We start from the raw sequence: 13465 nt of genomic DNA, 5'->3' as shown, positions 1-13465 counted from the left end.
TTCATGTAGAACCTCCTGCGTTCAAGATACGAGAAAATTCTACTTATGAGCACCTCAGTTTTTCGGGGGGATTACCCGGGCTATGCCTGAGCCAGACCTTTCCTCAAAAGCGGTTAAGAGGCGGGTGATCTTCGTTGTCTCCTTGATTGTTATAGCTGCTGGTTTGGGACTGCTGACACAAAAAGTCAGCATGTCGAATATTGAACGTTTGGGATGGGAGCAGTGCTACGTCAAACAGACGAGCTGGCGATTTGGCAAGGAGATCTATTCTCAAAATTGTGAAGCACATGGACTTATGAAACTGGACCATGCGTTAGACAGACTCTCTTTGGAAGCACTGAAAGAGAAGTTAAACAAAGAGATGTTTGAGCAAAAATGAAAGGGGGCCTTAAAGGCCCTTTGTTTTATTCGATGATGGGGGATAGCTGGCCGGCCAACTGCTCCACCACGTTCATCAGCTGTAGCAGCAGTTGGAAGATGTTCGCGCTCTCGGTCCCCATCCACGAACGGGGTGCCTCCAGGTGTTGCAGCTCGCCGGCAACCGCCCGGCGCAGTCGGCCTCCCTCGACCAGAGCCCTCGTCTTGGTTTGGCTCATGTTACCCCGACTTGCCAGGGGGAGAGCGCCACCGGTTAGGGGGGCGGTGGATGACCCGGTGCATCGATTAGCTTGAACCTGCTTGGTGTCTGTGGTGTAACTGACGCTATACCGTCTTGGGAGGTGTGGCGAGTGGTCCAGTCATTGGCAGACATTGACCTGTGTGAAGCGCTGTCCGATCTCTTTGTCGATAATGAGGTCGATTTCGAGCGGATCGCTCAGGTGGCACGGGGCTTTCCCGTTGCCCACGTCGAGATGGTCTTGTTCGAATGGGTGGCGCCGGTTTGTTACATCAACACCCTGGCACCTGTGCCACCGATCTGGACCGGCTTTGAACGTGATTCACTTTGGGCGGAGATCCAGTGCTTGCTGACAAGAGAGGCCAAGGCCGGGTTTGCCAAGAAACTGTCCATCATGCTCAGGCAGTTTTATCTGAGGCAACGGTTTGCCGAAGAGTGGCGCAGGCTGTCGGTGCTGCTGGTCGAAAAGGAATAAAAGTAATGACGGAGAGTGGCGATAAAAATTTCAATTTATGGTCATTGGACGCTACTGGCCGTTTTTAACTGGTTGATATTTATATAAATGTTTTTTCATCAATGTTCACATGTGATTTGGCTTGGCTGGGGAAGTGTTGACATGGTATTGGTGTTCACATCATGTCATTGATGGCCTGTCACGCAGGCTGGCGGGTTTGACAATCAAAGAGGGGAGCCTGGGCTCCCCTCTTTATTGTTGGGCTGGCAATACTCCTGTCAGCCCTTATGCGGCGCGTGGCCGTCCCTTAGAACTTGTAGAGCCAGGAGACGGCGGTGAAGTAGCCGTTGTAGTCCTGGTTCAGGTTGCCGAGGTTGCGCTCTTCGCCGGTGTAGAGGTAATCCACGTCCTGGAAGTATTCGTAGCGCACATCCCAGCGCAGCGAATGCTGCTTGGTCAGCTGATAGAGGGCGTAGCCTTCCAGCCGGTGCTGCTTGCTGGTGAGATCCGGGTAGTCATAGCCCTTGCTGGCGTCGGTCTTGCCGCGGCCATAGGCGAAGCTGTAATCGAGCCCGAGCTCGAGATCCCGGTCAAACGCCTTCTTCTGGGTGAGCCCGAGCCCGAGGGTGGTGATCTCGTCGCGCACCGCCGTGCTGTAGGGATCCCAGTCCGGTGCGCCTGTATAGGCATGGTTCTGGCTGGAGCTGATCCACTGCAGGTTGCTGAACAGGTGACCGCTCAGGTTGTCGTCGAACTGCTGGTTGAGGGTCAGGTCGATGCCATAATCCTTGCCCTCGCTGCGCCCTATGTCCGGCTCCTTGTAATCATCCCTGGCCCACCATCCTTCGAGGCGGGCATCCATCCCCTCGCTGAACTGATAGCCGAGATCCCCCCTGAACTCGACCCTGTCCCTGTCCGCCAGATAGAACTGGCGCAGGGTCGGGCTGCCGGTGCCAGCGGCGCTGTCGTGGCGCCAGTCCGAGCCGTCGCGGGTGCTCCAGGCGAGCTTGCCGCCCAGTTGCAGCGCCCCGGCCGGGCGGTAGCGCCCCTTGAGGAACAGGGTGTGCTCGTCGGTGTCCTGCCGGTCGGCCTGCTCGCGCTGATCCGCCTTGTACTGATAGCCGGTGGTGAGCTTGACCGAGCGGCTGAGCCGGTAGTCGGCCGCCAGATCCGCCTTGCTGCGAGTGCGATCGCTCTTGCCGCGCTGCTTGCCGACCACCGCGTATTCATCGGACTTGTCCTTGCGGTCCCGATACTCGCCGCCGGCGCGCAGGGTGAGATCCCGGCCAAAGCGGCCCACCCACTTGGCATCGGCCTGCAGGGTGCTTACCTCGCCGTGGAAGTCATCCTGGCTGATGGGGGCGTTGCGAAACGCGGTCAGGCTGCCGTTGGAGGTGGCCTGGCTGGTGAGCACGCGGCCGGTCAGGCTCTGCCGGTCCCAGTTGTACTGGCCAGAAAGGCTCAGCTGGTGGAAGTTGTTGTCCGGCTCGTAGGCGCGCTCGTTGGCGTAAGGGTCGGCGACGCTGCCATAGTAGAGCGCCGTGTCATCGGTACGGTAGAGGGAGCCGTGGTAGGCGAGGTCGACCAGCCAGCCTTCTCCCAGGTAGCTGACGCCGCTCTTGACCAGAGTGGTCGAGCTGCCGTCGACGGGCTTGGGCAAAAGGCCTGGCCCGCTGCCGATGCCGGGCACGCTCGACTGGTAGTAGGCTAGGGTGGCCTCTTTTTTCTCATGAGAAAAATCGGCGTAGGGGCGCCACGGGCTCTTCGGGGTATAGGCGAGCCCGGCGGTCAGCTTCTTGCGCACCACCTCCTTGTCGAACTCGGCCAGCGACCCCTGGGTCAGCGGGCTCTCGCCCGGCTGATAGACGCTGCGGCCGTGGCTGTTCCAGTAGAAGGGGGACTCCGAGTAGCCCACTCGGGCACGCATGCCGTCGTAGTGGCCCTGTTCGGTCGCCAGGCGAAAGCGCTCCATACCGAGGTTCTTCACCTCCAGGCTGCCGTAGCGGGAGCCTTCTCCCCGGTATTGCAGGTCGGCGTTGAAGATGCCGAGCATGCCGCTGTCCTGCTGGCTGGGAACCCAGTTGCGAAAGCGGGTGGCGCCATCGTCGTTGGCATAGCCGGCACCCAGCCCCACTTCGCCAAACCAGCCCTCATCGCGCTCGCAGGATTTGCAGCTCCAGCGTTCGGTCTTGGCCGGTTTGCTCTGCTGCAGGGCGTAATCCCCGACTGCCAGCGGCTCCTCGGCCGCCTGGGCCGAGCAGACCGCCAGCAGGGAGAGCCAAAGTGTTGAGTATTTCATGACTTCTCTCCTCAGCGCCGCAGTGATTGACCGTTGGGATGGTTGGTCCCGTGGATCTGGTTATGACAGTTCAGGCAACTGCCGCCACGCACCTTGAGATCCCCCTCGGGGATGGAGACGTTGGCATGGGGCACGCTGTGGCACTCCTGGCACAGCTGGGGCACCCGCTTGTTGAGCAGCGCCTGGTTGATGGAGCCGTGCGGGCTGTGGCAGAGGGAGCAATCCTCGGTCACCGGTTCGTGTTCCCACAGGAAGGGGCCCCGTCTCTCGGCGTGACATTCGTAGCAGCTCTCATTGAGGCTGGGCTGCTTGAGGCTGGCCTCGTTCTGCGACTGGTGCGGGTTGTGGCAGCTGGAGCAGGGCAGCTCACCATTGAGAATGGGGTGGCTGGTGCGCTTGTGCAGATCGGCTTTTTGCTGGGCGTGGCAGCTGGTACAGGTCTCCACCTGTTTCTTGCTGTCCATCACCGGATCCTTGGCCTGGTGCAGGCTGTGGCAGCTGGTGCAGGAGAGATCCTCCACCGCGTGAGCGCTGGCATGCCAGCCCATCCGCTGGGTATCGGTGTGGCAGGAGAGGCAGACGCTGTTCTGTTTCTCCACCGGTACCGGCGAGTCGGGGCCGAAGGTGATCATGGGTTCCCGCTGCTGTCCCTTGCGGGGATTGCGCGGGTGGTTGCCGGCGGGGCCGTGGCAGGCTTCACACTGTTTGTCGGCCATCGGCCCGTTCTGGTTGCCGAGGTTGCCGTGCACATTGTGGAAGATGCCGGTGGCGGGTTTGCGCGAGTCGGCATCGTGGCACTTGAGGCAGGTATCGGCCCCCTTGGGGGAGTATTTGCCCTGGTCGAATTTCTGGTCGAGGGTGGCCTCGACCTGCAGGCGCGGATCGGCATCGGCCGCCGGCTGGGCATCGCTCTTGGCCCAGACCGGCAGGCAACCGAGTGCCAGCAAACCCGCCAGGAGCCACTGCGGGGTGATTCTTTTCATATCGTGTCCTTCAACGGCAAAGGGCCGGGGAGAGGCATCCCCCCGGCCTGGTGGTCTCAACGGAAGTCATACACCTTGTGAACCTTGTCGACGCCCTGCTCCTGCCCGACGGCATGGCAGGACGCGCACTGTTCAACCCCGGTGGCGGCCTCTATCGTCTCTGCACCAAAGATGGCGCCGTTGTTCTTCATGTGGGTGGCCCACTCATCCCCCGCGACCGGGCTGTCCGGCTTGACCAGTCCCAGCGGCGACTTGAGGTGGCAGCTGGCGCAGACCACCAGGGTCGGACTGAAGAACTTGGGCTGCTTGTTGTCCGCCGTGGTCGCCACCAGCGAGGGTCGTTCGTTCTGCTGGTTGGGCAGGTTGTACTGACCCTTGGTGTGGCAGGACTCGCAGTTGTTCAGCTTGCCCGGGAAGGTGGCATCACCGCTGCGATGGGAGCCGAAGGCGTGGAAGGAGTGCACGTGGTACTTCAGATCCCCCGGCACAGCCGCATAGAAGGAGGTGCGGGTGGCGTTGTGACAGCTGGTGCACTGGGCGAAGTCCTTGGAGGCGTGGGCCGAGCCCGCGTTGCCCTCGGTGTGGACGGCCAGATCCTTGTGACAGCCGTTGCAGGAGGCCAGATCCGCCCCTGCCTTGAGCACATAGTTGCCGTCCACCCCGCCTTCGGCCCGGAAGTAGGCCTTGACCGGATTGATAGGCACGTAGGAGAGGGCGCTGGCTGTGCTGCTGCAGGGGAGCAGATCCCCGGCGGCGAAGGCACCGTTGCGATCCGCCTTGCGGGCCACGCACACCTGCAGTTCGGCAACCGTGGCCGCCAGGGTGCCGCTCACCTCGTTACCCACCTCTTTGCGGCACAGGAAGCTGCCGCCGCCCTGGCTGTCGCATCTGGTGAAGTCAATCTTGTTGCCGGCGACGAAGGTTTGCGGGTTGGTGTAGCCCAGCTCGAAGCCGCTGCCCTGATCCCAGTTGACCAGCACGTAGGGAGCCTTGGCCAGATCGCCGTACTTGATGTACTTGAGCACCCCGTCCATGGTCTCGACCGGTGTGCCGTTGGCGGTCACGGTCAGCTCGACCTCGATGTTGGGCGCCGCGTAGCGCACGTCGTCAAACTTGAACACCAGCTTGTCGCGACCGGTGGCCTCGTTGGCGAGGTAGCCCATGTGCACGCTGCTGGGGGACTTGGTGTTGCCGGGCGTCTCGGCGTGGCACTGGGTACAGAGGGTGCCGCTGCTGATCTTGCCGTTGATGTGGCTGACGTAGCCGGTCGCCGTAGTGGAGTCCGCGTGGCAGGCGCCGCAGGGTTTCTCCTGGGCGTGCTGCCAGTTGTTGGCATCCGGGGTGGTGGGGGTGACGCCCTTGTGGCAGGTGTCGCAGTTGCGCGGATCCTGCGGGAAGTGGCTCACCAGCTTGGTGGCGGTGGCATCCAGGTTGCCGTGCAGCTTGTGCACCAGGGTGGTCAGATCGCCCCGTCCGCTGCCGGGCACGCTCTCGTTGTGGCAGGTGACGCAGAGCTTGGGATCGGCCCGGTTGCTGTGGTGAATCGGCTGCTTCATGTGGCAGCTGTTGCAGCTCTGCTGCTCCAGGATGTCGCGGGTCAGCAGCGGCGGCGTGCCGGCCGGCACCCAGTCCAGCACGTAGTCGGTGACCGGAATGTCGTTGCTGCCGCCAAAGTAGATGCCGAGGCGGTGCGTCGCTGCCTCATCCCAGCGGATCAAACCGTTGTTGTCCTGCGAATCGCTCGGATAAGGGTCGCGCACCGTGGTGGCATTGAAGGAGAAGGTGTAGCGGTACTGGCCATTGCCGAGGGCTTCGAGCTTGCCGCCGTTCTCGCCGGTGGGGCGGTTGTTCTTGGTGCTGTAGATGAAGCTCTTCCAGATCACGGGGTCTTCCCGCGTGGCGTCACGGCCGGGGATCACCTTGGCCAGGGTGAAGGAGGGGAGGGTGGTACCCAGGTCATAGCCCTTGCCTTGCTTGTCGGTGACCTTGAACTGCACCGAGAGCTGACCGCTTTCGCCAAGTTGCGGGGTGGAGGCCGAGATCACCAGCGAATCCGGGGTGCCCGGCGGAGGGGGCGGTGGGTCCGTTTTGTCGTTGCCATCACCGCCGCCCCCGCAGGAGGAGAGGGTGAACACCATTGCTGCAGCCACCAATACTTTCCAGTATTTCATTCTTTTATCCTTTTTTATCGGACTTATTGTTCCATATATGAGCCAGCTCAAAAAATTCCCAAAAAGATACTACTTAAGGGTCAAAAGAGGACTGAATACGGTATAAATCATTTCCATCTTAATTGTAGGGTTTATATATTAGAGAGCGTTGATCTAAGTCTCAAAAACGGATCGAAAATCAACCTGGATTATAAAAATGTCTTTTTTAACTGGGGTTTATAGACCTTTTCTGGAAGAGGGATGAGAAATGAAACGCAGTATGAAGCTGGAAATAGTGGGACTGTCGCTGCTTTTGGGCTCTATTGGCACAGCACATGCCAGTCTGGACTCATTGGTGGATACATGTAACTCATGTCATGGAAATCAGGGGATCAGCACCCAGAACGATATTCCAACTATCGCAGGATTGGCAGAATCAAATCTTGCCGAGCAGTTGCGCACCTACCTCGACGGCCGGCCAGCCAAGACCGTTAATCATGTCACCGGTGATACCAGCAAGAAGGGGAACATGACCGACATTGTTAAGGGCCTTAGCGACGAGCAGATCGACGAGTTGGCGGCACATTATGCCGAGCTGCCCTACCAGCCGATGAAGCAGCCGTTCGATGCGGCGCTGGCCAAGGCGGGGCAAAAACTGCACGACGACTCCGGCTGCAAGAAGTGCCACTCCGAAGGGGGCTCGGTGGCCGAAGACGAGGCCTCCATCCTCGCCGGCCAGCCCAAGGGTTACCTGCTGACCTCCCTGCAGGAGTTCAAGGCCGGCAAGCGCAGCAACGACGAGAAGATGAACAAGGCCATCATCGCCATGAGCGATGCCGACCTCAAGGCGCTGGCCGAGTACTACGCAAGCCAGCAGTAACGTCGCTGCCCCTCCCGTTGACGCAGCCACCCCGCTTCTGGCGGGGTGTGGTCTCGTGTTCATGACCGTCAAAGGAGCTGTCACCAGCTCCTTTTTGTTGCCAGGCGGGCAGACGGCACCCTTCGGGTGCCACCGTTTCGGAGTTTCCTATGAAAAAGATCATCAAGTGGCTGCTGCTCGCCTCCCTGAGCCTGGGGATGAACCAGCTTGCCCTGGCCGCGACGACAGCAAGCGAGGCTGCCCCCGCAGCCCAGAGCGAGCAGGCGCAGCAACCCACTTTGGCCGAAAAGCAGGCCAAGGCGCAGAAGAAGAAGGCGGCCGCCAAAAAGGCCGCGGCCCGTTTTGCCAAGTGTGAGAAGTGCCACGACGGGGCTGAGGGGATGCACGGCAAGCATGGCCAGGTCACCAACCCCAACACGGGGGAGGCGGTTACCTGCACCAACTGCCACGGCAATGCGTCGGCCGATCACCGTAAACAGCGCGGCGGCATCGTCGATGTGATGCGCTTTGGCGACGACGCCTTCCCGCTGAGCCAGCAGAACGGCGTCTGCATGAGCTGCCATGAGCCGGACGATTTGCGCAAGGCCCTCTGGGCCCACGACGTGCACGCCACCCGGATCAGTTGCACCAGCTGTCACCAGCTGCACCCGGCCAAGGAGCCCATGGTGGGGATCCCCGAGAAGTCGCGCATCAAGCTGTGCGTCGACTGCCACCGCAAGCAGCACGAGGCCAGCCTCGGCGGCGCCGTCAAGGAGGGCTCATGAGCACGACCCGCCGCGACTTCATGGTGGGCATGAGCGCCGGCGCCCTGATCCTGCTGACGGGTGCCCCGCGTGCCCTGGCCAACAGCATGACCATCAAGGGCGTGCGCTACGGCATGATCCACGACGAGACGGCCTGCATCGGCTGCACCGCCTGCATGGACGCCTGCCGCGAGGTGAACCAGGTGCCGGCAGGGGTGGCCCGCCTGCAGATCCTGCGCAGCGGCCCGGTGGGGGAGTATCCGGCGCAGGAGTACCGCTTCTTTCGCAAATCCTGCCAGCACTGCGACAACGCCCCCTGCGTGCACGTCTGCCCGACCGGCGCCTCCCACATCCGGGCGGAGGATGGCATCGTCGACATCAACCCCGACCTCTGCGTCGGCTGTCGCTATTGCCTGGCCGCCTGCCCCTATCAGGTGCGCTTCATCAACCCGGTCACCCGGGTTGCCGACAAGTGCGACTTCTGCCGCAAGACCAATCTGGCGGCGGGCAAGCAACCGGCCTGCGTGGAAGCCTGCCCGACCAAGGCGCTGGTGTTCGGCAATCTGGACGATCCCAACAGCCCCATCGCCAAACGGCTGGTGCAGGAGACCACCTATCGCTACAAGCAGTTCCTCGGTACTTCGCCCAAGATGTACCGGGTGCCCAAAGGGGAGGTGAAGTCATGACTCCATCTCATCTGTATGACGCAGACCGGCTGACGGGAGGGAAGCACCATGTGGCATGATGCGTTTCACTTCGACTCGCTGGTGTGGGATGGCCCCATCGCCATCTACCTGTTCCTGCTCGGTATCTCGGCAGGCTCGGCCACCCTCTCGGTGCTGCTGCGCCGCCAGGGGGCCGGCAGCGAGAGCGGCATCATCAAGGCGACCGCCATTCTGGCGCCCGTTTCGGTGATCCTGGGGCTGCTTATCCTCATCTTCCACCTGGCCCGTCCCTGGACCTTCTGGAAGCTGATGTTCCACTACCAGTTCGACTCCGTGATGTCGATGGGGGTCATGCTGTTTCAGGTCTACATGGCGGTGCTGTTTGCCTGGCTGGCGGTGGTGTTCAGAGCCGAGATCGAGGCCCTGCGCCGACGCCTGCTGGTGGACAAGCTCGCCTTTGTAGACGGCCTGATTGGTTGGGTCGCCCGCCTCGAGCGGCTGCTGGCGCCGCTGTTGTTGCTGCTTGCCGTGCTGCTCGGGGCCTACACCGGCTTTCTGCTCTCCGCCCTCAAGACCTACCCCATGCTCAACAACCCGATCCTGCCGGCGCTGTTTCTGGTCTCAGGCATCAGCTCGGGGGTGGCCTCCACCATCTTGCTGGCGGTCACCCTGTTTCGGGAGGATGGCCACAGCCGCGGGGTGAGCTTCGTGCACCGCTTCGAGCGGCCCATTGTCGCCATCGAGCTGTTCCTGCTGCTCTGTTTCTTCACTGGCCTCTACTTTGGTGGCGGCCAGCGGGAAGCGGCCATGTGGGCGGCCATCGGCGGCGGCTTCTGGTCCCAGGTGTTCTGGTTCGGGGTCATCGGGCTGGGGATCCTGCTGCCCCAGCTGCTGGGGCTGGTGTGCAGTCCGGCCAAGGCTCATCAACCGGCCCGGCTGGCGCTTATCTGCAGCCTGAGCCTGGTGGGGATATTGCTGCTGCGCTACTTCATCCTCTACGCGGGGCAGATGACGGTGATGTAGCCGTTATAGAGGTAGATCGCAGGCAAACAAAAGGCGGGATCTTCCCGCCTTTTTTTATTGCCGCCAGCTGGCCTGGTCAGATCAGCGCGCGCTGCTCGAGGCGCTGCTCGCCGGGGCGGCAGACCAGTACCGAGCCCTGCTCGAACCAGTCCCCCAGCACGATGCGCCGGGCAGGCGCGCCGTCGAGTTGGAAGTCGTGGATGGCGGGTCTGTGGGTGTGGCCGTGGATCATCATCCGGCAGTCGTGCTGGCGCAGCATCTCATCCACTGCCGCCGGGGTCACGTCCATGATGGTCTGGCTCTTGTGGGCATTTTCCATCTGGCTCTGGCCGCGCATCTTGTGGGCGATGGCCTGGCGGCGCGCGAGCGGCAGCCGCAAAAAGAGCCAGCGCAGCCACTTGAGCTGGGTGATGCGGCGAAACTTCTGGTAGCCCTCATCCAGGGTGCAGAGCAGATCGCCGTGGCTCAGCACCACCCGCTCGCCATAGAGCTCGATGACGCAGGGATCCCCCAGCAATGTCATGCCGGCGCGCTTGGCAAAGGCCTGGCCCAGCAAGAAGTCGCGGTTGCCGTGAATGAAGTAGAGGGGCACCCCCTGCTGGCTCAGGGCCGCAAAGGCGTCAGCCACCTCGCCGTGGAGGGGATTGGGATCGTCGTCGCCAATCCAGAATTCAAACAGATCGCCCAACACGTAGAGGGCATCGGCGCCGGGGGCATCGTGCGCCAGAAAGCGTACCAGGGCGGCGGTCATGTCGGGCCGTTGGGCACACAGGTGAATGTCGCTGATAAAGAGGGTGCTCATGAGAAAGTGCGCTGGGCCCTGTTGAGGTGGCTGGAAGTGGAGGTAGAAAGGGGGCTTGTCGTCCCCGGTTGCCACGTCAATCGGGCAAGCTCGCCGCCCTCCAGGGTGAGCAGCGCGGCATACGGGTCGCCGGCAAGGCCCAGCAAGTGGCAGATGGCGGCCTCTCCTTTGAGCCCTTCCTCGAGGCGCAGGCGCAGCACCTCGTGATAAAACGCCGCGCCGAACTGCTCAAGCAGGGCGGCCATCAGGCTGAGGTGGCGCCAGCCGTTGAGGCGCTCGAGGGGATCCGGGGTGAGGTAGAGCTCAAGGGGCCAAGGGTGACCATCGGCGCCGGTGACGCTCTGCTCAGCCAGCCAGATGGCAGCGCCCTTTTGCGCAACCTGCCAGCCTTGGTTTGCCAGCGCTGCGGCAAACGCGGCCGGCTCCGGATGCTGGCAGACGATGTCGAGATCGCTGCCGGGGCGGTCGAGCCCGATGGCGACCGTGCTCACCAGCGCCAGATCGCTGCACTGCGCTGCCAGCTTATCCCACATCCCGATTGTGAGCAGGGCATGGGCCGAGCGTTGGCGCGGGTTGCCGTGGGCCAGGTAGTCAAGACGGCGCCAGTCGATGGGGCCGGCCTTCGCAGATGGAAAAACTGCGGCCGGGGCCGCAGTCAGTTCATCTCGCAGAAGGCAGAGATCACTCGGCAAGGGTCACCTTGGTGATCACGACGTCTTCGGTCGGCACGTCCTGGTGGATGCGGCCGTAGTTGCCGGTCTTGACGCCCTTGATCTTGTTGACCACGTCCATGCCGGCGGTCACTTCACCGAACACGCAGTAGCCGAAGCCCTGGGTGGTGGCGGATTTGAAGTCGAGGAAGTCGTTGTTGTTCACGTTGATGAAGAACTGGGCGCTGGCAGAGTGCGGCTCCATGGTGCGGGCCATGGCGATGGTGCCGACCTTGTTGGAGAGGCCGTTGGCCGCTTCGTTCTTGATGGGGGCGCGGGTGTCTTTCTCTTCGAAGCCAGGGGCATAGCCGCCGCCCTGGATCATGAAGCCGTCGATGACGCGGTGGAAGATGGTGTTGTCGTAGTGACCGTCACGGCAGTATTGCAGGAAGTTGGCCACGGTTTCCGGGGCTTTTTCAGCGTTCAGGGTGAGGGTGATGTCGCCGTGATTGGTGTGCAGAGTGACCATGATATGTCCTTTCATTTGATGCGGGCGACGAGGTGCCCGCAGGTGTATGGCATAAAGTGGTGGCAATTCTAGCCCATCAGGGCCCTGCGGCATAGATGGTGCGCCTGATCCGGCACGTTTTCTGCCTCGTTTTCTACGCGCGATGCGGGTAGAATGGCAGGCCATTTTACTCACAGGCAGTGGTCATAAGATGCTGAAGATATACAACACACTCACTCGTCAAAAAGAAGAATTCAAACCTATCCACCCGGGCAAGGTGGGCATGTATGTGTGTGGCGTCACTATCTACGATCACTGTCATATCGGCCACGGCCGCACCTTCGTCGCCTTCGACGTCGTGGCCCGTTACCTGCGCTACAGCGGCTATCAGCTCAACTACGTGCGCAACGTCACCGACGTGGACGACAAGATCATCAAGCGCGCCGCCGAAACCGGCGTCACCTGTGACGATCTGACCGAGCGCCTGATCGGCGACATGCACGCCGACTTCGATGCCCTCGGCATGGTGCGCCCGGACGTTGAGCCGCGCGCCACCCAGCACATCGGCGAGATCATCGAGCTGGTGCAATCCCTGCTGGATAAAGAGCACGCCTACGTGGCCGACAATGGCGATGTGATGTTCATCGTCGACTCCTACGCCGACTACGGCAAGCTCTCCGGACAGGATCTGGAGCAGCTGCAGGCCGGTGCCCGCGTTGACGTGGTGGATGCCAAGCGCAACCCCTTGGACTTCGTGCTGTGGAAGATGTCCAAGCCCGGCGAGCCAATCTGGGACAGCCCCTGGGGCCCGGGCCGTCCTGGCTGGCACATCGAGTGCTCCGCCATGAACTCCAAGCACCTTGGCAACCACTTCGACATCCACGGCGGCGGCTCCGATCTGCAGTTCCCGCACCACGAGAACGAGATCGCCCAGTCCTGCTGCGCCCACGGTGGCGACTACGTCAACACCTGGATGCACAGCGGCATGGTGATGGTGGATAAAGAGAAGATGTCCAAATCCCTTGGCAACTTCTTCACCATCCGTGACGTCTTGGCCCACTACGATGCCGAAACCGTCCGTTACTTCCTGATGTCTGGCCACTACCGCAGCCAGCTCAACTACTCGGAAGACAACCTGAAGCAGGCCCGCGCCGCACTGGAGCGCATGTACACCGCCCTGCGCGATCTGCCGGCGGCCCCCGCTGCCGGTGGCGACGAGCAGGTGGCCCGCTTCAAAGATGCCATGGACGACGACTTCAACACCCCGGAAGCCTACTCCGCCCTGTTTGATCTGGTGCGCGAGATCAACCGCCAGAAGGGTGAAGACATGGCCGTTGCCGCTGCGCTGGGTGCCCGTCTGCGCGAGCTGGGTGCTGTGCTCGGCATCCTGCAACAGGATCCGGACGCCTTCCTCAAGGGTGACGAAGCGGACGAAGAGGTTGCCGAAATCGAGCGCCTGATCGCCGAGCGCAACCAGGCCCGTGCCGACAAGAACTGGGCCGCAGCGGATGCCGCTAGAGCCCGTCTCACCGAGATGGGCATAGTGCTGGAAGACAGCGCCGGCAAGACCAGCTGGCGCCGTGCCTAAGGCCGGTGGCCCTGTTGGTGCCTGATACGGTAATCCCCCCATTTTTTGGAGCACTCAAAAGTAGAGGTCATGCGGCCTGTGCCAAGCGCTGTTTCGGCGTGTAG

At 61.9% G+C, this 13465-nt stretch carries 13 protein-coding genes and 1 pseudogene; 7 read left to right on the top strand and 7 right to left on the bottom strand.

The window, feature by feature from the left end:
- Positions 1-82 precede the first annotated feature (82 nt).
- Positions 83-379: a hypothetical protein gene (locus PG897_RS22225; RefSeq protein WP_270829424.1), complete on the top strand. Its 297-nt coding sequence runs from the start codon at positions 83-85 to the stop codon at positions 377-379.
- Between the two features lie 52 nt (positions 380-431).
- Here PG897_RS22225 and PG897_RS22220 read toward each other — a convergent pair.
- A pseudogene (locus PG897_RS22220) lies at positions 432-635 on the bottom strand (hypothetical protein); the annotation flags it as partial.
- Positions 636-728: 93 nt separating this feature from the next.
- Here PG897_RS22220 and PG897_RS22215 point away from each other — a divergent pair.
- Positions 729-1091, top strand: a complete 363-nt coding sequence (locus PG897_RS22215; RefSeq protein WP_017765577.1) for a DUF7079 family protein — start codon at positions 729-731, stop codon at positions 1089-1091.
- 286 nt (positions 1092-1377) lie between these two features.
- Here the strand turns inward: PG897_RS22215 and PG897_RS22210 are convergent, their stop codons facing one another.
- The 3 genes from PG897_RS22210 to PG897_RS22200 are packed head-to-tail and all read right to left on the bottom strand — an operon-like array spanning position 1378 to position 6523.
- Positions 1378-3369 (bottom strand): MtrB/PioB family decaheme-associated outer membrane protein, encoded by a 1992-nt coding sequence (locus PG897_RS22210; RefSeq protein WP_201882378.1) that lies wholly within the window; start codon positions 3367-3369, stop codon positions 1378-1380.
- An 11-nt stretch (positions 3370-3380) separates the two neighbouring features.
- On the bottom strand, positions 3381-4352 hold the full coding sequence (locus tag PG897_RS22205) for a DmsE family decaheme c-type cytochrome (protein WP_201882376.1): 972 nt from the start codon (positions 4350-4352) through the stop codon (positions 3381-3383).
- Between the two features lie 56 nt (positions 4353-4408).
- Entirely contained in the window at positions 4409-6523 is a 2115-nt protein-coding gene (locus tag PG897_RS22200; protein ID WP_201882374.1) for an OmcA/MtrC family decaheme c-type cytochrome, read from the bottom strand.
- Positions 6524-6770: 247 nt separating this feature from the next.
- Between PG897_RS22200 and pdsA the strand changes: the two genes are divergently transcribed.
- The 4 genes from pdsA to netD all read left to right on the top strand — a co-directional run bounded on the left by pdsA (position 6771) and on the right by netD (position 9813).
- Positions 6771-7382: a periplasmic diheme shuttle PdsA gene (pdsA, locus tag PG897_RS22195; RefSeq protein WP_017778667.1), complete on the top strand. Its 612-nt coding sequence runs from the start codon at positions 6771-6773 to the stop codon at positions 7380-7382.
- Positions 7383-7531: 149 nt separating this feature from the next.
- The gene (gene nrfB, locus PG897_RS22190) at positions 7532-8146 is read left to right on the top strand and encodes a cytochrome c nitrite reductase pentaheme subunit (RefSeq protein WP_201882373.1); all 615 of its coding nucleotides are present in this window, start codon (positions 7532-7534) and stop codon (positions 8144-8146) included.
- Positions 8143-8811, top strand: a complete 669-nt coding sequence (netC, locus tag PG897_RS22185) for an Nrf-like electron transfer protein NetC (protein WP_011706569.1) — start codon at positions 8143-8145, stop codon at positions 8809-8811. Before nrfB ends, netC begins: the two co-directional genes overlap by 4 nt.
- A gap of 48 nt (positions 8812-8859) precedes the next feature.
- Entirely contained in the window at positions 8860-9813 is a 954-nt protein-coding gene (gene netD / locus PG897_RS22180) for an Nrf-like electron transfer protein NetD (RefSeq protein WP_201882372.1), read from the top strand.
- A 76-nt stretch (positions 9814-9889) separates the two neighbouring features.
- Here the strand turns inward: netD and lpxH are convergent, their stop codons facing one another.
- The 3 genes from lpxH to PG897_RS22165 are packed head-to-tail and all read right to left on the bottom strand — an operon-like array spanning position 9890 to position 11794.
- The gene (gene lpxH, locus PG897_RS22175) at positions 9890-10615 is read right to left on the bottom strand and encodes a UDP-2,3-diacylglucosamine diphosphatase (RefSeq protein ID WP_017778663.1); all 726 of its coding nucleotides are present in this window, start codon (positions 10613-10615) and stop codon (positions 9890-9892) included.
- Complete coding sequence (locus tag PG897_RS22170) at positions 10612-11307, bottom strand: DUF4269 domain-containing protein (protein ID WP_201882371.1); 696 nt, start codon at positions 11305-11307, stop codon at positions 10612-10614. Before PG897_RS22170 ends, lpxH begins: the two co-directional genes overlap by 4 nt.
- A complete protein-coding gene (locus tag PG897_RS22165; protein ID WP_005302674.1) occupies positions 11297-11794 on the bottom strand; it encodes a peptidylprolyl isomerase in 498 nt (165 codons plus the stop codon). The genes PG897_RS22170 and PG897_RS22165 overlap by 11 nt, the downstream gene beginning before the upstream one ends.
- A gap of 190 nt (positions 11795-11984) precedes the next feature.
- On the opposite strand from PG897_RS22165, the gene cysS reads away from it, so the two are divergent.
- The gene (gene cysS / locus PG897_RS22160) at positions 11985-13361 is read left to right on the top strand and encodes a cysteine--tRNA ligase (protein ID WP_201885337.1); all 1377 of its coding nucleotides are present in this window, start codon (positions 11985-11987) and stop codon (positions 13359-13361) included.
- The last annotated feature ends 104 nt before the right edge of the window (positions 13362-13465 follow it).

This window comes from Aeromonas sp. QDB20 (assembly GCF_027707805.1).
GTDB classification, from domain to species: Bacteria; Pseudomonadota; Gammaproteobacteria; order Enterobacterales; family Aeromonadaceae; genus Aeromonas; species Aeromonas dhakensis.
The sequence above is the reverse complement of the archived record's forward strand: the minus strand, read 5'-3'. Positions and strand labels throughout refer to the sequence as shown.